This window comes from Cereibacter sp. Soil_C_27 (assembly GCF_057657095.1).
This window is the reverse complement of sequence record NZ_JBDGJD010000009.1, coordinates 1-21,479: the sequence shown is the minus strand read 5'-3', so window position 1 is coordinate 21,479 and position 21,479 is coordinate 1. Positions and strand designations below refer to the sequence as shown.

Below are 21,479 nucleotides of genomic sequence, written 5' to 3'. Positions count from 1 at the left end.
TCTCCTGTTGTTACCGGATGTGTTCCGGTTGACTCAAGCTCCGTAGATTTCGGCAGCCAGTTCTGCGCTGACCTTGCCATTCTCGACATCCGCTCTCACGAGCGCGCGATCACGTTCCTTAGGATCTCCGAAACCTCCGCCACCGGCTGTCTCGATGAGTATCCGGTCGCCAGCAAAGAGACGCGTGACGAGTTTCGAACGGACGACCTCCTCCTCGCCGCTGGCGCGGTAGATGACGGTCCGGGCGCGCATTCCGGGCTCGCCGCCGAAGGCGCCGGAGGGCGAACAGAAGTGACGCTCGCCGCGATGCGTGAAGGTGACCTCTCCTGCCAAGACCAAATACTCGCGTTCGATCCCCAAGCCGCCGCGCTGGCGGCCAGCGCCACCTGAGTCCCGACGCAGACGCGTCTTGGTAATGCGGATGGGAGCATCGCGTTCAAAGGATTCCACGGGCAGGTTCATGCAGTTCGTGGCATCGGTTTCCACGACATCCACACCATCCCTGTCGGATCCGGCCCCGCTTCCGCCGGCAATGAGCTCGCCAACGACATATTGTTTCCCCTCGGGGTCGGATCCGCCGAACATCAGGGCCAGCATCTCGCCCGCAGCATCGGCACCGACGACATCGGGAAGGATGTCGCGCAGCGATCCCAGGATTGCTCCCGTCGCGCGCTTGATCGTGGCTGTTCGAGAGTTGACCGGCGCGGGTGCGACCGGGTTCAGGATACTCCCTTTCGGTAACACCAGATCCACCATCCGGAAACAGCCGCCGTTGGTGGGTATGTCTTTGCCAGTGATGGTTCGGAGAACGAAATAGGCTGCGGCCTGACTGCCTGAGGGCACCACATTGAAGGGTCCACGGACCTGAGGATTGGTCCCAGTAAAGTCGCAGACAAAGCGCCCGTCCGCGATCGTCACGGCGACCTCGATCCGGATCCGCTTATCGAGTTCAATCCCGTCGTTGTCATTGAAGTCGACGTAGGTGTAACGGCCCTGCGGCAGTTTTAGCAATGCCTCACGCGTCATCTTCTCGGATCGGTCAAGAAGTTCGCCGAACAGGTCCAACATGAGTTCGGCACCATGCACATGCGCCAGTTCGGCAACCCGCCGCGCGCCTACGGAACAGGCAGATACCTGTGCATTGATGTCGCCCATGAATGTATCCGGAATGCGGCTGTTGAGCCGAAGGATCTTGATGACTGTCTCATCGAAGGTTTCGTATCCGCTGCGAAACTTCAGTGGAGGGAGACGCAGACCCTCTTGGAAAATCTCGGTTGCATTGGTGGGGATTGAGCCTGGCGACATGCCACCGACATCCTGATGGTGTGTCATAGCGGCGGCGAAGGCGATGGGGCGATTTTCGGAGAAGATTGGCATCACTAGTGCGATATCGGGCAGATGTGTGCCGCCCAAATAGGGATCGTTCATCAGGTAGATGTCGCCATCCACCATCCCGGAGGGCGGGAACTCCGAGACGATCCGTTTCACCACAGGGATCATCGTGGCGAGGTGGATCGGAATTGCGATCGCCTGAGCCAAAGATTCTCCTTCGAGGGTGAAGAGGCTCGCGGAGGCATCGAGCCCTTCCCGGACGATCGGCGAAAACGACGAACGCAGCAGAGTGGACTGCATCTCGTTCGCGATCCCGTCGAGCTTGTTGCGGACCACCTCAAGCGTAATCGGATCGATCGCTGCCAGCTTAGCCATCATGCGTCTCCCTTATCGTTGGTCAGAAGAATGTTGCCCCCGTCCAGCACCTGGATGGACCATCCTGGGGGAACCACCGTCGTGGTGTCCGCTTGCTCGATCACGGCAGGCCCCGACATGGTGCTGCCCGGGATCAGCCGGTCGCGATCGTAGACATCTGCATCAACGCGGGCGTCATAACCTGGTAATGCAATCCCCCGCCTTCCCTTACGCGCGTTCTGCCCATCCTTAACGTCGGGCGCCCTGTCGATCAGCGCGTCACCACCAGAGCGATGGATCGCGCGAAGGTTAACAACTTGGGCCGGGGAGTTAGCCGCATGACCAAAGATCCGGAAATGCGCGGCACGGAAGCCGGTGCGCAGCTGGTCCGCAAGATCCTCGCCAAGCGTGAAGGTGACTTCCAGGTAGTGGGATTGACCAACAAAGCATACGTCTGCTGAGTAGCGAACCTCTGTAGCGTCGGCTCCCACGTTCTCCTTGGCCATCAGGGCCGCGCAGGCAGCGTCTAGCGCCTTCAGTTCCTCAGTCACTTCGGTAAGCGACAAGTCATCGAGATGGCGTGCGTAAGCTACCGATTTCTCGTGTTCTATGACGGCTGAGAGAAGCCCGATCGCCGAGAGCACCCCGGGGTGACGCGCCATAAGGATACGGTTAATGCCAAGATCCGTGGCAAGCGCTGCAGCGTGGATGCCTCCTGCACCGCCCAAGGGCAGCAGCGCAAACTCGCGCGGATCATATCCTTGCCGGATGGAAACCAAGCGTATTCCCTCAGTCATCTGAGTATTGACAACTCGATGTATCCCCAAAGCCGCCTCTTCGACGGTCAGACCAAGGGGCGTTGCTACCGTTTCTTCGATGACCTTGAAGGACAACTCCGGTTTCAGCTTCAGGGTGCCGCCTGCAAAATAATCAGGATCGAGATAGCCCAGCACGATGGATGCATCGGTCACCGTGGCGTTTTGCCCGCCCCGGTTGTAACAGGCAGGACCCGGCTCTGAACCAGCCGAATGCGGTCCGACACGTAATCCTCCGGCACCATCGATCCAGGCGACGGAGCCGCCGCCCGAGCCGATTGCATTCACGTCGACCATCGGCACGCGAATATTGTAGCCAGCGACATAGCCTTCAGGCCGGATCAGGGGTTCGCCTGCCCGAATAAGCGCGATGTCGGAACTTGTGCCTCCAATATCTACGCTGATGAGATCGCCGATCCCAGCAGATTGCCCCACCATTTGAGCGCCGATCACCCCCGCCGCGGGACCTGACAGGAACAGCCGCACCGGGCGCTGCCGAGCCACTTCGCTGCATGTAATGCCGCCTCTCGACTGCATAATCTGAAGGGTCGCAGGAACGCCTAGGCTCTTGAGACCGTCCTCAAGATTGCCAAGGTATTTGTCAATGACCGGCTTTATGTAGGCATCAAACGCCGTTACGACCGTTCGCTCATATTCCCGAAATGCAGGATCGACTTCGCTCGACAGCGACAGGGCTATAGCCGGATAGAGATCGCGGATGATCTCAGCGGCGCGACGCTCGTGATCAGGGTTTATGAATGAATAGAGGAAGCAGATGGCAATACCCTGCACTCCGCCTTCTGCCAGATGCTTTGCCGCAGCGCGAACACTGTCCTCGTCCAGAGGCGTGATTACCGTTCCGTCAGGATCGACCCGCTCAACGACCTCACGGCGCAGGGCGCCTGGCGCAAGATAGCCGGGCTCCTCTGGATCGAGCACCGCGGCATAGAGCGTTTGCCGGATCTGCCGGCCTATTTCCAGAATATCCTTGAAGCCATCGGTGGTCAGAATGCCGGTTTTGCCCCCCTTGCGTTCGATGACAGCGTTGGTCGCAACGGTGCTTCCATGCACGAAACGCTTGATGTCCGTTGCCGAGATACCCGACTCCTGTTCGAGCAGCCGTATGGCTTCGAGCACAGCCTTGCTCGGATCGTTTCGCGTGGTTGGCACTTTCATGACGCGCAGCGGTTGCCCCGGTTCACGACACACCAAGTCCGTGAAAGTGCCGCCGATATCTACACCTATTTCAGCCATGATTTGTCCGTGTCCCTCTTTGTCTGGATGAGTTCTGATCTGGTGATTTCACGCGCGTATTAGCGTCCGTCGAAGTGTTCGGGCGGGCTGCGCCTGCCCGGTGCGGAGCCGCCTGCTCATCGTCAGATGTTGCTACTTTGAGACATCTTCCTCACGTCAGCCTCCACGTACGAAGTCGCCACGAAACTTTATAGTTGAAATTCCCGATCTGTTATTTCACTGTGACGAAAGAAACAGCGGGTTGTCAATCAATGGATGCGAGTTTTTCGAGTCGACCGACAAGAACGCGGGCAGGGCCCGAGCTGGGCGGCAGCGTGGGCACAATGATCAGGCAGCGTCGAAAAGTTCGCGGCCTGTCGCTGAAGGATGTGGCCGCCAAGGCGAACGTCTCGATTGGTTTGCTGAGCCAGATTGAACGCGGCATCACCATGCCCTCGGTTCGGTCGCTCGGTGGGATATGCCATGCGCTCGAAATGCCTGTTGGCTGGCTTTTCGAGCAGGGCCTTTCGCCGGACAGCAGCAAGATCGTCGTCCGCCGGCATGCACGTCGCATTCTAGATCTCGGCCCAAAGGGAATGATCAAGGAGTTGATGACTCCCGACAGTTGCACCGGCGTGCAGATGATGCGGCTCGTGATACGACCTGGCGGGTCCACTGGGGATACGCCCTACAATCATCCTACAGGTTCCAAATGCGGGACGGTTCTTGCCGGTACGCTCGGGCTTGAGGTGAACGGCGAGGTAGAGCGGCTGAGTGAAGGCGACAGCTTCGCCTTTGACGCGATATGTCCCATCCGGTTCTGGTGCGAAGGCGAACAGGACACAGTTGTTCTTTGGGTTGTTACTCCGGCCGTCTATTGAGAATGAGGAACTGCATGATCCGTAACGAAAATCCGAGCCTTTCCAATTCGCTCTGGACAGCGACGGCCAACAGCTTCTCGCCGTATGAGCCTCTGGTAGGAGAGCATCAAACAGACGTGGCAATCATAGGCGGCGGCTACACCGGGCTCTCTGCTGCCCTCCATCTTGCAGAAAAGGGCGTGGCCGTCACGTTGCTGGAGGGAGAAGAGCCCGGCTGGGGGGCCTCGGGACGGAACGGAGGACAGGTCAATCCGGGATTGAAGGAAGATCCAGATGTCATTGTCGATCGTTTTGGCGATTGCCTCGGCGGCCGCATGGTCGAGTTGTCTGGAAGTTCGGGCCAATTCGTCTTCGACCTGATTGCCCGGCTCGGCATCGACTGTGCCGCAAAGCAAACGGGCTGGATCCAGCCGGTTCACAGTGTTCAGGCGGAGAAAACGGTTCGCTCTCGGGTGGAGCAGTGGTCGCGTCGAGGAGCGGCACTCCGGATGCTCTCGAAGGAGGAAACAGCGCATCTGCTTGGCACGCACGACTATAGTTGCGCGATGATCGACGAACGCGGGGGCAACCTGCATCCGCTAAACTATGCCCTCGGTTTGGCTTCGGCAGCGGTTCGGGCAGGTGCTGTCGTGCACGGGAACTCTCGTGTCACTAGGTTGGCGCAGGAAGAGCGGGGGCATGTTCTGATCACGAGCACTGGGAGGCTTCGTGCAAGGATTATTCTGGTTTGCACGAACGGCTATACCAGCGATGTCACCCCGCCCCTGAACCGAACGGTTGTACCAATTTGCTCAATCCAGGTTGCCACGGATGTTCTCGCTCCGGAGCTCGCGCAGACCATCCTTCCTTTCGGCCATTCGGCCTCGGACAGCAGGCGACTTCTTTTATATTATCGAAAGGATCAAGATGGCCGCTTTGTCATGGGAGGGCGCGGAGCCTATAGTGCCAGCGGCATCGCCTCGCAGATGCAGTCCTTACGAACAAAATCCGAGACGCTCTACCCTCAACTTCGGGGCACCCCATGGCGGTTCGCTTGGGGCGGCTTTGTCGCGATGACTGCAGATCACTATCCGCACCTCAACCAGGTTGCTCCAAATGTCATGGCGGCGATGGGATACAACGGGCGAGGTGTGGCCATGGCATCGGTCATGGGGAAAGTCTTGGCTGACTGGGCTTCTGGAGCATCGCCGGATGCACTACCTTTTCCGGTTACTCCCCCTTCGCCCATTCCTCTACATTTCCTTAAAAAGCCTGCCGTCATAGCTACCGTAGCTTGGTCGCGACTGCGCGATTCCCTCGAATAAGCAAAAAACGTTCTGCAAGCCTACCGCAAGAAGCGTGAGTGCATCGCTTGTTACATCTCCTATAGGCGTAATTTTCCTTAAATGCAGAGCACTGTCAGCCAGCCATTGGTACTATGTTAGTCGCGATAAGTTACCCTTATCGGACGTGATGTGAGGAGTGGCGCCGACAGCAAGCGCGATATCGAAAGGCTAGCTAAACTTTGCGAGGCCAAGGCTCAGCCGCCGTCGGATAAATGAGCCTTTCCCGGGACTAATCTGCATTGATCGCCGTCTCCTCTTCTTGGACAATGTATCTTGGATCTCCGGTGGCCCATCCGAGGATCAGGTCGCGTCCGTCCGGTAGCTTTCGCACCAACGCAGTCCCGCGTGCGGCGTCAAGTCCAAGGAACCCGCAAAACGCGGCGAAGTCCTCGAACCATCTGTGTTCTTGAGAGAAGGACTGGACGATCATCGCCGCGGCACCCGCGTGGAAGCGGTCTGCCTCGACGATCGCAGCAGCCGTGCGATGGAACAGCTGGTAGCGCAGATCCGATGGCGGCTCCGGACATCCCAGCAGGGCGCAGATGGCGGAGAGACGTTGCCGTTTGCCTGACGAACCACTCTGCAGCCAGTGTCCGAGCGTCTTATCGAAAGGCTCATTGACCTTGGCTTCAACCGCGAGAGCGATGGTGCCCACAAGAGCGCGCACGAGGGCAAAGACGTCGCACTGGCTTTCCCGGCTCCCGCCGGGTAGCGGCACTTTGTGCTCCGGGATGGCGAAAAGAAGGTCAGCCTTAGGGCCGAGGATCGCGGCGATCTCCGTGGGGAGGCGGCCTCCGGCTGCTTCCCAGGAGCGCGCGGTCGCCATTGCGGAGTAGCCGGCGCGCCAGTGCTTCTGTGGATCTGCGAGCAGGCGCCGCCAGTCAGATAGGGCCTGAGTAGGCACAAGTATTTTTGACATGGTTTGACGATGTGCCAGATCTGCAGATCGCGCAACCTTCGGATCAGTTCGCCAGCTGGTCCGATGCGACCGCGTCACAAGCATACGAGGGCATAGAGAATTCACATAGGAGTGAAATACGTATAGGGGGCGCAGCCCCCGGTAGGGGCCTCACATGGCGCTCCTGCGAAGCCCAGCACCACGCCAAGTGCCGCAGCATCGCAGCGCACCCGGAATTGATACCGCGGCAACGCGGGCGGCGCACATACCCGCGGGGCCTGCGCGTTAGCGTGGAGTGCCTAAAAGAAAAAGCGACCATCAGCGCTATGGCCCGGAGACGAAGGCAAGAAAAAGCCCCTACACCGGGGGAGGCGTAGGGGCAGAGAGAAGGGAGAAGGACAAGAGATTCTAGACTTAAACTGAAGACGCCACCGCGCTTGGAGCGCCGGTCATTTTGTGAAGTCTGGCGACCACGCCAGCATCAAGACGCAACGCCGTAGCCAAGCGGCGGAAATAATGGCGTTCTGCTTCCGTATCGATGTCGACTGCCATCAGCGCCGCCAGATAAATCTCCGTAGCAACCTCGGGACGTGACACTTGCGCCCCCAGTGCGTCGACATCGACAGGGCGCTGCACCTCTTCCCGCGCCGCCCGGCGCTCCTCTTCGGTCGCCTCGTCGTCGTGCATCCGGCCGAGGAGCTTTTCCATTTCAGCGTCATCAACGTGGCCGTCGACCTGTGCCGCCCCAATCATGGCCCTGAGCACCAGTCGCTCGGTATCGGGGCCAGTCAAGGCCTTCACCTCTTCTGCAGTTGGCTCCATGTCCGGTGCAGCGGTGCCCGCCTGTTGCGCGGAGTGGTCCCGCCAAGCTTTTAGAGCCAGCGTCCCGAGCACTGCCATTGCCCCGCCCTTCGCCGCACCGCCAACGCCGCCGCCGAGCAGCGCCCCAGCCGCGGCCCCGATGCCGCCGATCTTGGCGCCGCTCATCCCGCCGGCCTGATCCTTGCCAAGAAAATCACGCGCCTTTTGCGCCAGATCTCCCCCCGCCCCGGCGCTTCCGACCCCTCCCGAGCCGCGCATTAGCGAGCCAAGGATCTGTTCGATCCCCCCGCCCTGCCCGGCGTTGGAGGCCCCGGTGCGCAGCCGATCTTGCGATTGGCCAGACGTTCCCTGACTGATCATCTTCCCGATGATGTTTCCCAAGCTCATGACATTGTTCCCCACATTTGGCGGCGCGGCTGCGCGCGATTCTCCAATTTAATGGTCGGGGCAAAGGTATGGTTCCGAATGCCGGGGGGCACCTGGGTCAGACCGGGCGATAGCCTCATGGCAACCGACCCTAAGTCAACGTCGACAAATAAGGTCATCACTGGCCCGGCTATGAACGCCGCATGGCTACCATGCCACTGGTATCGCTGTGGCCACAGTTACCCTGCCTTTGCCTTGGCCTTGTGGTGATCGGTCTGCAGCCGGGCGGATCACACCTCGTGTAGGCCATCGAGAGGGGGCTTTCCATTTCTCCAATGCCTCAAACCAATCGGCTCAATTCTCCCCTCTCTGCCGGGACAACCGGGACACCCTATAGGGTGTCTCGTCGCGTCCCGGGACAGACCGGAACATGTCCCGCTGTTGTCCCGCTTTGTTCCAGTGCAGAACGAGACGGGGACACGCAAGCAAAAGGAGTCAGAGCCAGTTTTGCGCGCCAGTTGAGATGCTGGACAGGAAGACCGGTGCCGACTTCTGTGAGGTCCGTGGGCCCGACACAGAACACTGGGCGTCGGCAGGACCTGCGGGTCGGCGGTATTACGTAGTCAGTAGGCCGGTTTTTGCCGGAAAACCGGGACGCGCCCTTCAGGCCTACACACCAATCCTGAACCTGCTAGGCCTCTCCCGGGCTTTCACCGCCCCTTAACCATCATCGCGGCAATCGGTCTCTCTATCTGCGGTTGAGCGAACGAATGCGAAGCTAGCTTGTCTGATTTAGGCACCGACAACGGAGACCCAACCCGCCATGCCACTTCCCAGAGTCTTCATATCGACCGACCTCAGGCTCGCCGCCGAGGAGAAGGACGACTCCCAGTCGCTCATCCATGCACTGCTCTACCAGGACAAGATGAACATCGTCGGCATCGCCGCCACCCCGTCCAAGTGGAACGCCCAGGACGGCCTCGTGGGCGACATCGACCGCATCATCGACACCTATGGCCTCGACCACGCCAAGCTCGCGGCGCACAGCGGCGACTTCAAGACCGCCGAGCAGCTGAAGGCCATCAGCTGGCAAGGCGCGCTCGACACCGCGCCGGGGCAGGGCTGGTCGAACCCCACCGACTCCTCCCGCGCCATCATCGCCGAGGCCAAAAATGCTGCGGCCGCCGGCGAGAAGCTCAACGTGCTGACCTGGGGCGGCGAGACCGACCTCGCGCAGGCCCTCCACGACGACCCGTCCATCGCGCCGCACATCCGCTTCTTCAGCATCGACGACCAGGACGAGACCGCCTACGCCTACATCAAGGCGAACTTCAAGGGCGCCTTCGACATGTGGGTGGACAACCTGTCGACCTTCAAGGGCACCCACGCCAGCCCAGTCGGGGGCGAGTGGACGCAGGACATCATCAAGGGCTGGCATGAGGAGAACGCGCGCGGCCACGGCGCGCTCGGGGACTTCTTCTCGGAGTTGTCGGGCGACATCTTCAACGTCTCGGGCGTTAAAATGGGTGACAGCCCCACGGTGTTCCGCTTCCTCAGCGGCGATCAGAACGACCCCACAAAGGAAAGCTGGGGCGGAGAGTTCGTCCAGCAGCCGTCAGGCGGCCCGGGGCGCTACTACACCGACAACCCCGACGACGCGCTCGACTTCAACCGGCCCGACACCGACGGCGCCATGACGGTCTACGAGGACCGCTCGGCCTGGCTGGCGGACTTTGCCACGCGCCTGGACTGGCTGAAAGGCGACGCGCCCACGCCAACGCCCACCCCGCCGGCAGCCGGCAACCTCCTGAGGGACGCGTCCTTCGAGGTGACTTCCGTCACGACCGGGCAGTGGACCGAGCTCAGCTCGACCGCCGGCTGGACCGCCATCGCGGACGGGCGCATGGAGGTGTGGGACGCCCACCGCGGCGTGACCGCCACAGACGGCTCGCAGTTCGTCGAGCTCGATGTCTACGGCGACGCGCGCGACGGCATCTTCCAGGACGTCAACGCCGCCACGGGCCAGGCGCACACGCTGAGCTTCGCCCTGCGCACGCGCTCCGACGCGCCCGCCTCGACCAATGACGTCGAGGTGGTGTGGAACGACCGGGTCGTGGCCACGGCCACGCCCGGGACGGACTGGGGCACGTTCACGACCACCGTCACCGGCGCGGCGGGCACGGACCGGCTCATCATCCGCGAGGTGGCCTCCCAGGGCGGCGACGGCGTAGGCGCCCTCCTGGACGACTTCGTGTTCGTCCGGTCCGAGGCTCCGACGGGCGGCACGGCCCCCGACACCGTGTCGGTCCGGGTAAGCGGCGACGCGTGGGAGGGCGACCCCGCGTTCGCGCTCCTCGTCAACGGCGTGACGGTCGCCCCGTCCACGATCGTCACGGCGGACCGCGCGGCGGGGGAGTGGCAGACGCTCACCTTCACGGGCGACTGGGACCTCGACGGCAGCGATCAGGTCGGCGTCAGGTTCCTCGAGGACCGCTATGCCGGGCCCGGCCGCGACCGCAACCTGTATGTGGACGAGGTCAGGCTGAACGGCGAAGCCAACGGCGCGGACAGGACGTTCCTCCAAGCTGGGACCGAGACCTGGGATCTCTGACGGGCCGGGCACGGGCGACGGTCCGGGGGTGCCGGTTCGAAGCCCCCGAAGTCCGCCAATCCTTCAGCAGGGCGCATGGTCGAGCCCGCGCTTCGCTGAACATTCTGCTGCACGTCTGATGGGCCAGCGCTGTGTTGGCTTTCCTACCCTCATCTACGGCACATCCGGCACACCTGACCTTCGTGCCATGTGATGCTGTCTTGCGGCAGCCGTTCCAGATCCTTGACCGGGCAGTCTGCTAGACAAGCGTCTATCGCATCCGTTGTCATCACCCGAGTGCGGTCATGCAACGTCGTCATCGGGTCCGATGATGCCTCCGTGACGATGGTGCAGGTCAGGCCTTGGAAGTCGGGCAGCGTCACGCTGGTCCGGAGCCCAGCCAGAATAAAATATGCGCACCCCCGACGGGGGCGGGAGTGCGCTTAAAATTCTCATTAAAGGAAAGTTTGTGATCTAAGGCCGGACAACGTAGACCCAAGGCGGTCGTTCCCGCATCGGATTGAAACAGTCTGTTTCCGATGCGTGACCAATTCGGATCATGTGACCCGCGTATCCGAATTGCGGTGACAGCACGCTGACGTTCGTGATCAGAGCGGCGTCAGGAAGGCCGTGCCAGAAGGCTGCAGGCGGTCGCCCGACAGCGGAACCGCGCAGGACTCAGCAGAAGGAGACGTTGCATGGCGCGCATCAAGGGGTCCAACCTGAACAACACGCTGCAAGGCACCGGGACGGCGGACGAGATCTTCGGCCTCGGCGGCAACGACCGGCTCTATGGCCGTGCCGGCAACGACGAGCCGAGGGTGGGCGCGGCGCCGATGTGCTGAACGGCGGCATGGGCAATGACGAGATCGATGGCGGTGCGGGCAATGACGTGCTGACAGGATGTCTTCGAGTTCGACTTTGGTGGGGGCCGCGACCACATCACCGACTTCACCAATGGCCAGGACCGCTTGGATCTCGATGATTTCAGCCGCTCGCAAGTCGAGGCGGTGATTGATGGTGCCCGGCAATCGGGCAGCAATGTGGTCCTCACCCTCTCGCAGAATACCAGCATGACGCTCGAGAACACGAAACTGGCGCAGCTGGACATATCCGACTTCCTCTTCTGATCCACCGTCGTCACTTCCTGTGCCAAGACACGCCCATGGCGAAACCGCCTAGGTCACCCTTTCAAGGAGGTAACCCGGGCGGCCTGTCTTGAATTATCGGCCCCCAGGCGTGCATCGGCGCTCGCACCTGCAGAGAGCCACCAGCCGCGGGTCCCGGAGGTTGTCGGCACCCCCTTGCCTGCACATGCGAGACGCGCAGCAGGCGATACAAGTCGTCCAGGTCCAAGGCAGCCTCCCTATGCAGGTCTAGGAGGCAACGATTGCGATGACTTGCTAAAAATAGGCAAGCTGGGGGCTTCACCCTCGCGCCGGTGATCCCGCCAGCGGATCATCGGTCGGCATGATGGCATAGCTCTGAATGCCCGGTGCTCTGGCGAGAGCAGACGCCAGCCTGTCGATTTGCTCGCTCCCCCGGCAGTAGGTTGAGGTGGTCAGTTCCAGAATACTGGCTTCCCGATTGAAGCTCTGGCTGATGGCCCCCTCCCCCAGCCCTTCGTTTTTCAAGATAGTGCGCATCGCCGGTGCATCGAAGGCACCTCCAGCCTCAGTTACCACCCGCAGCCGCACCTCGGTGCGCACCGAAAGCAAGGCGAAAACGATCCGCAGCAGCATCAGAACAATCAGCGTCGCGAAAGTGCCGGCTACCGCGAGCCAATACATGCCAACGCCGTAGACGATCCCGAGTGCTGCCGTAATCCAAAGAGACGCCGCCGTGGTCAGGCCATGGACCGAGGGACCCTCGCGAAAGATCACCCCGGCGCCAAGAAAGCCGATACCGGTAAGAATGCCATGCGCCATCCGGGCTGGATCCGTGACAAGCTGGGTTTCAGGCAAGAGAGTGACGACCCAGTCGGCCTGATGCGCGGCAGCGAGCGTTAGAAGTGTTGCAGCGAAGCAAACCAAGGTGTGGGTTCGGAGTCCCGCAGGCTTGCCACGGAGTTCACGCTCCAACCCGATGAGGAGGCCCGTCGCAAGACTGCTGAGCAGGGGGAGCGTGAAGTGATCCTCTGCAAAACCGCGGATGAACTCTTCTATCATGTAGTGATCCCCTATCTCCGAAGGAGAATGGCGGGACGAGACGCTTCGTTCCTCTATAAGTGTGAAGTGCCAGGAGTGGCTGCAGACGTCAGCATCCTCCGCTCACCCCTGATAACCGCGAAGCATTATCGAAGGCGACTTTGACAGGTGCTTATAGGTCACGCTGGCCAGCGTTTACCCCTGACAAGCAGGGCCCTGCGGGCGGGGCATCCGTGTTGCGAAGGCAGGCTCATAGCGACTAGCTGAGCCAATCCAGCAACGAAGATCTCCTCGCCAGGAAGCCTGCGATCAAGGAAGGATCTTTATCCGCACCGACAGCAGTTTCGACCGCCAGCCTTTGCTTCGTAGAGCAGACCGTCGGCCCCAGCGAGCCAGGCGTCTACAGAGGTCACATCTTTGCTCAAGCTGAGTGCGCCGAAGCTCGCGGTGACGCGAAGGTCAATGCCATCCACGGCGACGGGTGTCTCGGCAAACCGTCGGCGCAGCCGTTCGGCCAGACCGGCCGCATCGGCCTGATTGGTGTTCGGCAACAGCACGGCAAATTCTTCGCCACCGATCCGGCCCAAGGAGTCGCTCTTGCGCAGCTCAGCTAGGCATCTCTGGGTAAGGGTTCTGAGAACCGTGTCTCCGGCAGGATGACCGTAGGTGTCATTGACGGCTTTGAAGTGATCGACATCGAACATGATGATCGCTGCCTCGGTCCCATAACTCGAAGACCGTGCTATCTCTTTCTCGGCGATTTCGACCCAGCCCCGGCGGGTCATGGCGCCGGTCAGGCCGTCGCTCATCGCGATCTGCCGGAGTTCAAGCTCATTGAGGATCAGCGCCGCAAAGCTTTTCATGATCTCGACCTGCGACGCGTCGAAATTGCGTGGCTTCATGTCGATCGCACAGAGTGCGCCAAGGTTGTAACCGTCAGGGGTTTCAAGAGGAACGCCCAGGTAGCTGCGCACCCATGGATCGCCGGTAACCAGAGGGTTCATCATGAACCGTTGATCGAGCGTTGCATCTGGGACCACAAGCGGATCACGCGTCTTGATCGTGTGTGCGCAGAACGCGATCTCTCGAGAGGTCTGGCAAGCGGACAGCCCGGCAATCGACTTGAACCATTGCCGTTCCGCATCGATTAGGCTCACCGCCGCGATCGGCACGCCAAGGACATTTTGAACAAGCTTGGTAAGCTTGTCGAAAGGTTCTTCCGGCGGAGTGTCCAGGACGGAATAGCGGCGCAGAGCAGCGAGCCGCCCAAGCTCATCCTGCAGCTTATCATCGTGCTGGATCATGTGCGTAACGCAAGGATGGCCGTGATGAGTTCATCACGATAGGACTCGAAAGCCTGCTCGACGACAGAACGAACATGCTCTTCATCCATTCCGCTGTTCAGGAGGCTCGACGCCAGCGTCAGCAGGCCCTGACCTTGACGTTCGATGCTGGCCTGCAGCACGGGGGGCACGTCGACCTCAGCCAGCGGCTGCATGGCCGCGTCGACGACGTCTTGCGGCAAGGGTTTAAACACGTGATCAACCTCCGGTGGACTCCACCTGACCGTCTATGCGCCACCAGATCAACCGAAATCGCAAGATCGGCGGTTTTCGGAGTTCGCGGTTTCACATCATCCGGGAGGAAAACGCGGGCCCTAGGTGGAGCTGGCTATCTACAGAAATGGCCACTGCCATATTCGGCACGGCATGACATTCACGCTTTGTTAAGAGTCCCTAGCGTCATTTTCTATATTGTTGCGCTGAACAGCCTTGATACCTCTTCTTTTCCGAAATAAGTGAAACCATTCCAAACAGGAGCTTTCCATGGACATCGATCTAGCGACCCTTTCCCTGAAAGAACTGAAATCACTTCAGGCACAGATCACCAAGGCAATTGAAAACTATGATGATCGTCGCAAACGAACAGCGCTGACAGAGCTTGAGGAGAAGGCCCGCGAGCTTGGTTTTTCCCTTGCAGAACTGACAGGCACACCTGTCCAGCGTAAGCGGTCTCCCGCAACGCCCAAGTATGCAAATCCAGCCAATGCAGACGATACCTGGTCGGGCCGTGGTCGGAAACCGCGCTGGTTCTCGGATGCGCTTAAAGCTGGCAGCAGCGCGGAAAGCATGTCGCTCTGAGTTCATGCGATCCTGATAATGTGATCACGTTTGGGGCGTTTTACGGCGCCCTGAACTCAAAGTAGCACAAACAAACCTCACCCATCCTGAGGCCGGATTGATGCCGTTTCGGTTCCGTCGTAGAGAGCGATTCTTGACAATCGCAAAGCGCTTTTCGCAATTGAAATAAGGTGGTTGCAATGTCACCTGAAGCGATAGAGCGTCTGAGCAACAGGGCCAAGGATCCGATCACCAAGCGGCCAGGACGATCGCATCAGCGCCACGGCGAGCGGGGTGCGCTCCAGCCATATATCACACTGATGACGCGTAGCAGGAAGGCTGCGGATACGCCTACCAACGTCACGAGCCAGCTGGCCATCTCAAGACGCTCGCCTATGACAACCACAGTTGCACCCACAAAGGCCGCCAGAGCATAGATTTCCTCTCGCAGCACTCTCGGGATCTCGGCGACAAGAAGATCGCGGACGAGACCGCCCCCGACCGCGGTCAATACACCGAGGAGCACGCTTGCAACTGGATCCAGACCATAATCCAGGCCCTTGCGGCATCCCGTCACGGCGAAGAGTCCCAGACCAAGGGCATCAAGCACCATCACCGGCTTCCCCAGCCTGGACATAACAGGCATACAAAAAAAAGCGACGAGTGCTGCTCCCAGCGCAACCAGCAGATATCGCTCATCCGCCAAGGCAATCACTGGCGTGGCGCCCAACAACATATCCCGCAGCATCCCGCCGGCGAGTGCTGCAGCGACCGAAAGCACGATGACCCCAAAAATATCCAGACGATTACGGATGGCTAGAGTGCCGCCGCTCAGTCCGAAGGCGAATGTGCCCAGCAGGTCGACACCTGTAATGAAAAGCGAAACATCCATCGTATGTTGCATATTCCGGAGTGTGCTTAACTCACAAGCACCCGTTTTGCCCTGGTCTGCGGCGACTGAACCGAGCTGGGCTGATTTCGGTTAGTTGCGCGGCCATGGGTTCTGTTTCCAGAGGTGCATAAAAGTTGGCTTCGGCCGGCGGAACGTCCTTGATCCGTGGGTCCGTATCGCGCCAGTAGGCACGAAGCCGCGCGACTGTTCGCTCCGTCACTTCGACAGATTGCCGGGCCAATCGAGCGCGTCGTTGAACATGCCGCCCTGCAAAAATGCGTCACGGCGCGATCGTCGTGACATTGCCGGGTTGATGAGGCATCAGCGCAAAATGACCAAGGCAACCACTCCTTTATTCAGCTCCCAGGAGGCGCATCGGCGTGATCTTCGAAGCTCACAGTCCACTTCGCCGCCGAGGCTCTGGAGGCGATGGGCCAGCCTGCATCGTCGGAAGATGCTGCTATTCAGATCACGACAGATCAAACCGAGTCACCGTTAGTTGACTGGAATTTCCTTTCGGGCACGGCTTAGCCCAGTGGCTGGCGGGGCAATCCCCAAGCGCGAAGATTTGAAGGTGATCTGTCACGTTCGAAGGCACGTCTCCCACTCGCCAACACAGCTGGCGTCAACATGGAGACCACCTGATGATCCGTAGAACCCTTCTTGTAATGACCGCTGCCTCATTCCTCGCCGTGCCTGCCTTTGCCCAAGAAGCCGACATCGTCGATACGGCTGCCGCCGCCGGAAGTTTCACCACGCTGGTAGCCGCCGTCGAAGCTGCCGGCCTGGTCGAGACGCTGAAAGGCGAAGGTCCGTTCACAGTCTTTGCACCGACGGACGCTGCCTTTGCGGCGCTTCCGACAGGCACAGTCGAAAACCTGCTGCTGCCCGAGAACAAGGAGCAGTTGGTCTCGATCCTGACCTATCACGTCGTGCCTGGGGCGGTGATGTCCACCGATCTCACCAATGGCATGGAAGCAGCCACGGTGCAGGGCGGCAACGTGACCATCATGACCGAAGGTGGCGTGAAGGTGAACGAGGCCAATGTGACTCAAGCCGACATCGCGGCCTCGAACGGCGTGATCCACGTCATCGACGCGGTCATCATGCCCTCGATGTAACCCTGGCCCGCGGCGGCTCCGGCCGCCGCACTTCTTCAGTCCTTGATGATCGACATCGCCAGCACCTTCGGCAATTGTCCGTTAGCGAAAAATGCAGCAGTCGAAGTTGCGTTCAGTTCCCGCATCCAGCAGCCGCAACAAGCTCTCCACGACATAGAGGTCACGCGCGGCCCGCGCCACCGCCACACCCCAGATCCGTCACCAGCCTCACCGCCTCGATCTTGAACTCTCGGTTGAACTTCCGTCTCGTCATATCCACTCTCCGCTTCATGGGTCACGATCTCATCTTCGTGTCTATAAACCGGCAGCAGATCACATGGCTGCCTTATATTTCACCTCCGTCTGCCTCTATACGCCGGTCTTCCAGGATGATCCGCATCCCGTCCTTGCAGCAGCGTAAGACAGGCAGCTCCCGGCATGATCAGCATGCCCAAGAGGTCCAGCGGGCGCACAGTTTCGTCAGGAGGCGCATGCGCTGCTGGTCACCGCGCAGATCCATCAGGGCTGGCTTCGGCCTGAGGCTGGGGTGATCAAGCGGCCCGAGGTGGTGGAGGACTATGGCGTGCATGTCTTCGTCGTGCTGGGCTACGCCCGGCAGGGCTTTCTGGTCTTGAACTCCTGGGGCGAGGGCTGGGGCGGTCTGCCGGTGCCGCTGGACGGGGCGGCGGTGCCAGCTAACCCCGTCAGCTGCCTTTACCTCCGCCTTTGCCGCTCCCACCGTCACCCTTGCCTCCCGCGCTTCCGCCACCCTTCCCGCTTCCACCGCCACTATTCCCGCTACCGCCACCACCGCCGCTGTTCTCGCCCCCACCGTTACCTTTCCCTCCGCCACTCTTCCCTCCATCGGTTCCACCGCCACCCTGCCCTCCTCCTTGGCCAGAGCTGGCCTTGTCGCCCCCCGCTTCGGGGCCGCCACCGCTAGCGGTGGCGTCATTGCTCCCTTGGGCACTGCCACCGCCTGAGCCCGGACTGGACTTTCCCGCTCCACCGCCGCTTTCCGAAGCCCCGGGTGTTCCGTTAGCTTTTGACCCCTGTCCTTCTCCGGTGGAGATGCCTCCGTTGCGTGTCCCGGCGGAAGCACCGCGGTTGTCGTTCTGCTTCTGCGCGCCATTTCCCGACATGACTCCGGGCCCAGCCGGTTCAGCGCGTGCTGCGCTTCCTGTTCCTACCGACATCTCCGCAACAATGCTTTCGCGGTCAGCTGCTTCATGATTTCCAGGTGTCGCTGCTGTTGCGATTGATGACGTCTTGACGTTGCGCGGCGTCGTTTCAGTCTGGCGAGGGAGGGGTGCCACGCCCAATGCAGGCGGAACGGACGTGAGACAGTCGAAAGCGGCACATCCTCTGCCGCTGCCATCGTGTTTTTGCTTGGGCCAAAGAACAGAGACGACATCCTCGGTGCGCTTCCGCCGATCGGAAAGCCTCCAGATCACAGGCGCTGTCGGTTGCGAACGCCCCGCTGTTACATTCCGCAATTCTGCGATGCCGTGAGCCATGGTCAGCTCGGCCGAGCGCAAATGTTCTACCGTCAGGACGGAGGAAAGTGAGGCGAGTTCAAGCTCTGCCGGCCAGACAAAACCGGGCGGGAGGCTGGGCGTAACATCTGGCATCCTTGCCATGTCCGGCGCGGCCGGAGGCGCCAGAAGTGAAGGGCTAGCACCCGTGAACTGCTTTATCAGTGCCGGTAATTTTGGAAGGGTGGCTTCAAGCGAGGTCTCGCGCAATTCTGCGATAGTTTGAAACGGTATGTGCGCAGGTGCCGAGATTACATCAAGTGCCGGATCGGCAACCGCAGCGGCGGCGGCGTCCAGCACGGGCACTTCAGCGGAAACCATCATCGGTGCGGCTTCGGAGTTTGGGACTTCAACTGCCGGCTCGGCCAAGTCATCAGCCATCAGGGAGCGGATGTCTTCCCCAACCTGCAACTGCTCGATGCCGTGCGCATTTTCCATGGGGAAGGGCCTTTGCACCGTGGCCCTGGAAGGGATCCCCGCAAACCTCTCCATCTGCCCAGAAAACAGTTGCATAACTGGCATCTCGAGCGTCAGGGCAAGACCGATGGCGAGATAGATGCCTCCTGCCCCGACCAGTAATAACAGGGGCTGCGAGCGCCACATTGGGATCGGCAATTGGTCTAGAGACAAGGGCACTTTGGATGTCGGCTCTTGCCCGGGGGGCACCACATGGGCAGCGTATTGATCCGGCACGTAAAGTCCCATGATGCCCTCTCTCGCGGCTTTGCCTGCCTCATCTCGACGCGCCCTCGCCTGATGGCAGGTAGCATAGGTGGCACCAGGCTTTCCGACGATAGGATCACAGGTTAGCTGAACACTCTGCCAACAGCTCGTTCATCTCCCGTTCACCCAGAAGGACAGCTCTAGATTCAAATGACCGATGAAATGCCTTCATCTGGAAAGCCCAGCACCCTCTAGCCAAGATTCGGCGAACACCGTCTCTCAAGGCGAAGCTGCCCTATCGCCTCTGGATAAAGCGACCGAGCGCCCAGAGATCCAGACGAGCTTCAGCTGAGCAGTAACACAGCCAGGGTCGTCACATTTGCTGCCAAGCAAAGCAGCACAAACAGCAGGAGGCGTCGGTCCCTCCGCCGGACGGCCCTAATTTCGATGAGGGATGCGCGCAGGATGGCGTAACCGGCGGCAATATCGCTGCGGCCCTGCGCGAGCAAGCGGTCGCGCTCGGCACTTTTCAGTTTGTAGGGCATCCCGTCCCAAGTCCCGAAGGCTTCGAGTTCGCGCGCCAGCGTTACCCGCCCAAGCACGTCCATCTCTAGCAATTCCACCTCACGGGCCCCTGCCCGTGCCGCCATGCGGATGCTGAGTTGCTGTTGGCGCAAATACTGCGCGGCGCGGATGTCGCTGGAAATCTGCGATTTCACCGATGGCGGATCAGGCGCCGCTGCAAGGTTTGCGCCCAGTTGCGGGCTTTCCGCAGGGGAGACATGTGTGCTGCCCTCCAACCGCTGCTCGAAACCGTCCATGTTAGCTTCCTCTTCGCGGCTGCCATGGAGGACTTACCACACCAGCGGTTAACCCTGCTGCAACCGCGCGTTCATGCTCGGTTCATCATGGCTTTGATAGGTGGCTAGAATGTTCCGTCACCTGGCCATCCTCAGCCTTGCTGCATCGACACTCCTGCCGGATGAGGGCCTGGCGTGGCAAAAGCTTAGTCAGGCCGAACTTCGTGCCGAGGTGCGGAACGGCAACAGCCTGAGCCTCTCCAAGGTTCTGCGCAAGCTGAGGCAAACGGTTCCGGGCGAGGCTGTCGATGTCCGTGCCGTTCGGGGCGATCGCATCTTCTACCGCTTCATTGTGCAGCGCGCCAACGGCAGGCTGACCCCAGTGGTCGTTGACGCCGCAACCGGCAAAGTGATCCCCAACAGCAGCGCTGCCGCCCGTGAAGTAGGCGAGGCGGTCCGGGACGCCGCCCGGCGTCCCGGAGATGCGCAAAATCCAAGCAGCGGCAAGAGCAGCCGAGGGAAGAGCGGCGGGGTGACCGGGAATGGCAACAGCAGCGGCGCAAAAAACAGGACCGGCGGTGGCAACAGCAACGGCGGTGGCAACAGCGGGAACAGTGGTAGCAACGGTCGAAATGGTGGAAACCGTCGAAACTAGACAACGAGAAGTGGCATGAACTGCAATGGATAATAAAAGTCGCCCAGACGACGCCTGAAGCGAAAACAGAATGATCTTCAACGTAAATCAGCTATGTTTATCGCTCTATCTCGTGCAGCCCCTGTTTGACGCGAGTATGTCTCCCTGAAAATCAAAAATGAGTAGCCAATGAACGTCTTGATATTGGAATCTCGCTTTCTCAGAGCGTTTCAGGTTGCCCGCGTCGTTGGAAATGCTGGACATACTGTTGTTGGACCATTTTCATCTCCTGACGATGCACTGCACGTTGGTGAGGCAATTAAGCCGGATCTGGCGCTTCTTTCCTTGGACCATGCCGAGAAATTCATCTTGCACCATGTAGCTATGATACTGAACAGCAGATGGTCTGTTCACTGTCTTTATGTCGGCAACGATCCTCCGCTTGGTAACGGGTCTCGTGATTTTGCACTAGGACAAATTCTTCGACGGGATGCCAAGCTATTGATAGATACTCTAAAGATCGTGAAGGACATTATTGAAGACAGGCCTTTTGCTGAAGTTCCCGCAGGCTTGTTGCTATACCATCATTATGCCGAGCTCACACCATCGCGGAGCGAATACAAAAGCACATGGGATAACTGACCTCTGGCCTGCAGAACCTGCAGCTACTTGAAGTCTTTGTGCATGGTGCTGATACTGATGACCGCCTGAAAATGGGTTGGCTCAGCCTAACCTCGACATCCAGTCATTCCGCGACGGATCCGGTCAAAGGTCTGGTCCCTGGGGTTTTTGGTCGCTGGCGGAGCTGCATCAACGGTTGCTCTATCAGCCGCCAAGACAATTCGGCTAGCAGGAAGGACAGGGTGATCCAGATCAAGCTCCTTATCAACTTCAGGGTGGTCTGCCCCCTGAAAAGTGGTCCTCCCTGAGGTAGGCTTTTGAGCCCATTGGAGGATGAGAAAATGGCACAGA

The 21,479-nt window shown here is 60.1% G+C and carries 20 protein-coding genes and 1 pseudogene; 10 read left to right on the top strand and 11 right to left on the bottom strand.

The window, feature by feature from the left end:
• Positions 1-33: 33 nt before the first annotated feature.
• On the bottom strand, positions 34-1,707 hold the full coding sequence (locus AC3A5Z_RS22055; protein ID WP_487521424.1) for a hydantoinase B/oxoprolinase family protein: 1,674 nt from the start codon (positions 1,705-1,707) through the stop codon (positions 34-36).
• Positions 1,707-3,755: a hydantoinase/oxoprolinase family protein gene (locus AC3A5Z_RS22050; protein ID WP_487521423.1), complete on the bottom strand. Its 2,049-nt coding sequence runs from the start codon at positions 3,753-3,755 to the stop codon at positions 1,707-1,709. The genes AC3A5Z_RS22055 and AC3A5Z_RS22050 overlap by 1 nt, the downstream gene beginning before the upstream one ends.
• A gap of 194 nt (positions 3,756-3,949) precedes the next feature.
• Between AC3A5Z_RS22050 and AC3A5Z_RS22045 the strand changes: the two genes are divergently transcribed.
• Both AC3A5Z_RS22045 and AC3A5Z_RS22040 read left to right on the top strand, forming a co-directional pair.
• Entirely contained in the window at positions 3,950-4,615 is a 666-nt protein-coding gene (locus AC3A5Z_RS22045; protein WP_487521422.1) for a helix-turn-helix domain-containing protein, read from the top strand.
• A gap of 14 nt (positions 4,616-4,629) precedes the next feature.
• Entirely contained in the window at positions 4,630-5,919 is a 1,290-nt protein-coding gene (locus tag AC3A5Z_RS22040; protein WP_487521421.1) for an NAD(P)/FAD-dependent oxidoreductase, read from the top strand.
• A 250-nt stretch (positions 5,920-6,169) separates the two neighbouring features.
• Here the strand turns inward: AC3A5Z_RS22040 and AC3A5Z_RS22035 are convergent, their stop codons facing one another.
• Together AC3A5Z_RS22035 and AC3A5Z_RS22030 are read right to left on the bottom strand one after the other, a co-directional pair.
• Positions 6,170-6,859 (bottom strand): DUF6946 family protein, encoded by a 690-nt coding sequence (locus AC3A5Z_RS22035; RefSeq protein ID WP_487521420.1) that lies wholly within the window; start codon positions 6,857-6,859, stop codon positions 6,170-6,172.
• A 393-nt stretch (positions 6,860-7,252) separates the two neighbouring features.
• Entirely contained in the window at positions 7,253-8,047 is a 795-nt protein-coding gene (locus AC3A5Z_RS22030; protein ID WP_487521419.1) for a DUF533 domain-containing protein, read from the bottom strand.
• Between the two features lie 802 nt (positions 8,048-8,849).
• On the opposite strand from AC3A5Z_RS22030, the gene AC3A5Z_RS22025 reads away from it, so the two are divergent.
• The 4 genes from AC3A5Z_RS22025 (at position 8,850) to AC3A5Z_RS22010 (ending at position 11,746) form a co-directional block, all read left to right on the top strand.
• Positions 8,850-10,637: a nucleoside hydrolase-like domain-containing protein gene (locus AC3A5Z_RS22025; RefSeq protein ID WP_487521418.1), complete on the top strand. Its 1,788-nt coding sequence runs from the start codon at positions 8,850-8,852 to the stop codon at positions 10,635-10,637.
• Positions 10,638-11,314: 677 nt separating this feature from the next.
• Positions 11,315-11,461: a hypothetical protein gene (locus AC3A5Z_RS22020; protein ID WP_487521417.1), complete on the top strand. Its 147-nt coding sequence runs from the start codon at positions 11,315-11,317 to the stop codon at positions 11,459-11,461.
• 8 nt (positions 11,462-11,469) lie between these two features.
• Positions 11,470-11,601, top strand: coding sequence for a hypothetical protein (locus AC3A5Z_RS22015; RefSeq protein ID WP_487521416.1), 132 nt, complete (start codon positions 11,470-11,472; stop codon positions 11,599-11,601).
• Positions 11,588-11,746, top strand: coding sequence for a hypothetical protein (locus tag AC3A5Z_RS22010; protein WP_487521415.1), 159 nt, complete (start codon positions 11,588-11,590; stop codon positions 11,744-11,746). Before AC3A5Z_RS22015 ends, AC3A5Z_RS22010 begins: the two co-directional genes overlap by 14 nt.
• 297 nt (positions 11,747-12,043) lie before the next feature.
• Here the strand turns inward: AC3A5Z_RS22010 and AC3A5Z_RS22005 are convergent, their stop codons facing one another.
• From AC3A5Z_RS22005 to AC3A5Z_RS21995, 3 genes are all read right to left on the bottom strand, one after another.
• A complete protein-coding gene (locus tag AC3A5Z_RS22005; protein ID WP_487521414.1) occupies positions 12,044-12,784 on the bottom strand; it encodes an MgtC/SapB family protein in 741 nt (246 codons plus the stop codon).
• Positions 12,785-13,086: 302 nt separating this feature from the next.
• Positions 13,087-14,067 carry a sensor domain-containing diguanylate cyclase gene (locus AC3A5Z_RS22000; protein ID WP_487521413.1) on the bottom strand — a complete coding sequence of 327 codons (981 nt, stop codon included), beginning with the start codon at positions 14,065-14,067 and terminating at the stop codon, positions 13,087-13,089.
• Positions 14,064-14,300: a hypothetical protein gene (locus AC3A5Z_RS21995; protein ID WP_487521412.1), complete on the bottom strand. Its 237-nt coding sequence runs from the start codon at positions 14,298-14,300 to the stop codon at positions 14,064-14,066. The genes AC3A5Z_RS22000 and AC3A5Z_RS21995 overlap by 4 nt, the downstream gene beginning before the upstream one ends.
• Before the next feature lie 289 nt (positions 14,301-14,589).
• Between AC3A5Z_RS21995 and AC3A5Z_RS21990 the strand changes: the two genes are divergently transcribed.
• Entirely contained in the window at positions 14,590-14,904 is a 315-nt protein-coding gene (locus AC3A5Z_RS21990; RefSeq protein WP_487521411.1) for an H-NS histone family protein, read from the top strand.
• A 253-nt stretch (positions 14,905-15,157) separates the two neighbouring features.
• On the opposite strand, the gene AC3A5Z_RS21985 is transcribed toward AC3A5Z_RS21990, so the two are convergent.
• Positions 15,158-15,775, bottom strand: coding sequence for a trimeric intracellular cation channel family protein (locus tag AC3A5Z_RS21985; RefSeq protein ID WP_487521410.1), 618 nt, complete (start codon positions 15,773-15,775; stop codon positions 15,158-15,160).
• Between the two features lie 644 nt (positions 15,776-16,419).
• On the opposite strand from AC3A5Z_RS21985, the gene AC3A5Z_RS21980 reads away from it, so the two are divergent.
• Positions 16,420-16,896: a fasciclin domain-containing protein gene (locus AC3A5Z_RS21980; protein WP_487521409.1), complete on the top strand. Its 477-nt coding sequence runs from the start codon at positions 16,420-16,422 to the stop codon at positions 16,894-16,896.
• A gap of 71 nt (positions 16,897-16,967) precedes the next feature.
• Here the strand turns inward: AC3A5Z_RS21980 and AC3A5Z_RS21975 are convergent.
• From AC3A5Z_RS21975 to AC3A5Z_RS21965, 3 genes and pseudogenes are all read right to left on the bottom strand, one after another.
• A pseudogene (locus AC3A5Z_RS21975) lies at positions 16,968-17,149 on the bottom strand (transposase); the annotation flags it as partial.
• A gap of 430 nt (positions 17,150-17,579) precedes the next feature.
• Complete coding sequence (locus AC3A5Z_RS21970) at positions 17,580-19,115, bottom strand: hypothetical protein (protein ID WP_487521408.1); 1,536 nt, start codon at positions 19,113-19,115, stop codon at positions 17,580-17,582.
• Between the two features lie 302 nt (positions 19,116-19,417).
• Positions 19,418-19,894, bottom strand: coding sequence for a hypothetical protein (locus AC3A5Z_RS21965; protein ID WP_487521407.1), 477 nt, complete (start codon positions 19,892-19,894; stop codon positions 19,418-19,420).
• Between the two features lie 109 nt (positions 19,895-20,003).
• On the opposite strand from AC3A5Z_RS21965, the gene AC3A5Z_RS21960 reads away from it, so the two are divergent.
• Positions 20,004-20,528 carry a PepSY domain-containing protein gene (locus tag AC3A5Z_RS21960; RefSeq protein WP_487521406.1) on the top strand — a complete coding sequence of 175 codons (525 nt, stop codon included), beginning with the start codon at positions 20,004-20,006 and terminating at the stop codon, positions 20,526-20,528.
• Positions 20,529-20,696: 168 nt separating this feature from the next.
• A complete protein-coding gene (locus AC3A5Z_RS21955; protein ID WP_487521405.1) occupies positions 20,697-21,149 on the top strand; it encodes a hypothetical protein in 453 nt (150 codons plus the stop codon).
• Positions 21,150-21,479: the final 330 nt, after the last annotated feature.

Coding starts and splice junctions, on each gene's coding strand:
- AC3A5Z_RS21990 (WP_487521411.1), top strand. CDS start 14,590: ATGGACATCGATCTAGCGACCCTTTCCCTGAAAGAACTGAAATCACTT.
- AC3A5Z_RS22000 (WP_487521413.1), bottom strand. CDS start 14,067: ATGATCCAGCACGATGATAAGCTGCAGGATGAGCTTGGGCGGCTCGCT.
- AC3A5Z_RS22005 (WP_487521414.1), bottom strand. CDS start 12,784: ATGATAGAAGAGTTCATCCGCGGTTTTGCAGAGGATCACTTCACGCTC.
- AC3A5Z_RS21960 (WP_487521406.1), top strand. CDS start 20,004: ATGTTCCGTCACCTGGCCATCCTCAGCCTTGCTGCATCGACACTCCTG.
- AC3A5Z_RS21965 (WP_487521407.1), bottom strand. CDS start 19,894: ATGGACGGTTTCGAGCAGCGGTTGGAGGGCAGCACACATGTCTCCCCT.
- AC3A5Z_RS21980 (WP_487521409.1), top strand. CDS start 16,420: ATGATCCGTAGAACCCTTCTTGTAATGACCGCTGCCTCATTCCTCGCC.
- AC3A5Z_RS22040 (WP_487521421.1), top strand. CDS start 4,630: ATGATCCGTAACGAAAATCCGAGCCTTTCCAATTCGCTCTGGACAGCG.
- AC3A5Z_RS22035 (WP_487521420.1), bottom strand. CDS start 6,859: ATGTCAAAAATACTTGTGCCTACTCAGGCCCTATCTGACTGGCGGCGC.
- AC3A5Z_RS21970 (WP_487521408.1), bottom strand. CDS start 19,115: ATGGGACTTTACGTGCCGGATCAATACGCTGCCCATGTGGTGCCCCCC.
- AC3A5Z_RS22025 (WP_487521418.1), top strand. CDS start 8,850: ATGCCACTTCCCAGAGTCTTCATATCGACCGACCTCAGGCTCGCCGCC.
- AC3A5Z_RS22020 (WP_487521417.1), top strand. CDS start 11,315: ATGGCGCGCATCAAGGGGTCCAACCTGAACAACACGCTGCAAGGCACC.
- AC3A5Z_RS22015 (WP_487521416.1), top strand. CDS start 11,470: ATGGGCAATGACGAGATCGATGGCGGTGCGGGCAATGACGTGCTGACA.
- AC3A5Z_RS21985 (WP_487521410.1), bottom strand. CDS start 15,775: ATGGATGTTTCGCTTTTCATTACAGGTGTCGACCTGCTGGGCACATTC.
- AC3A5Z_RS21955 (WP_487521405.1), top strand. CDS start 20,697: ATGAACGTCTTGATATTGGAATCTCGCTTTCTCAGAGCGTTTCAGGTT.
- AC3A5Z_RS22050 (WP_487521423.1), bottom strand. CDS start 3,755: ATGGCTGAAATAGGTGTAGATATCGGCGGCACTTTCACGGACTTGGTG.
- AC3A5Z_RS22030 (WP_487521419.1), bottom strand. CDS start 8,047: ATGAGCTTGGGAAACATCATCGGGAAGATGATCAGTCAGGGAACGTCT.
- AC3A5Z_RS22055 (WP_487521424.1), bottom strand. CDS start 1,707: ATGGCTAAGCTGGCAGCGATCGATCCGATTACGCTTGAGGTGGTCCGC.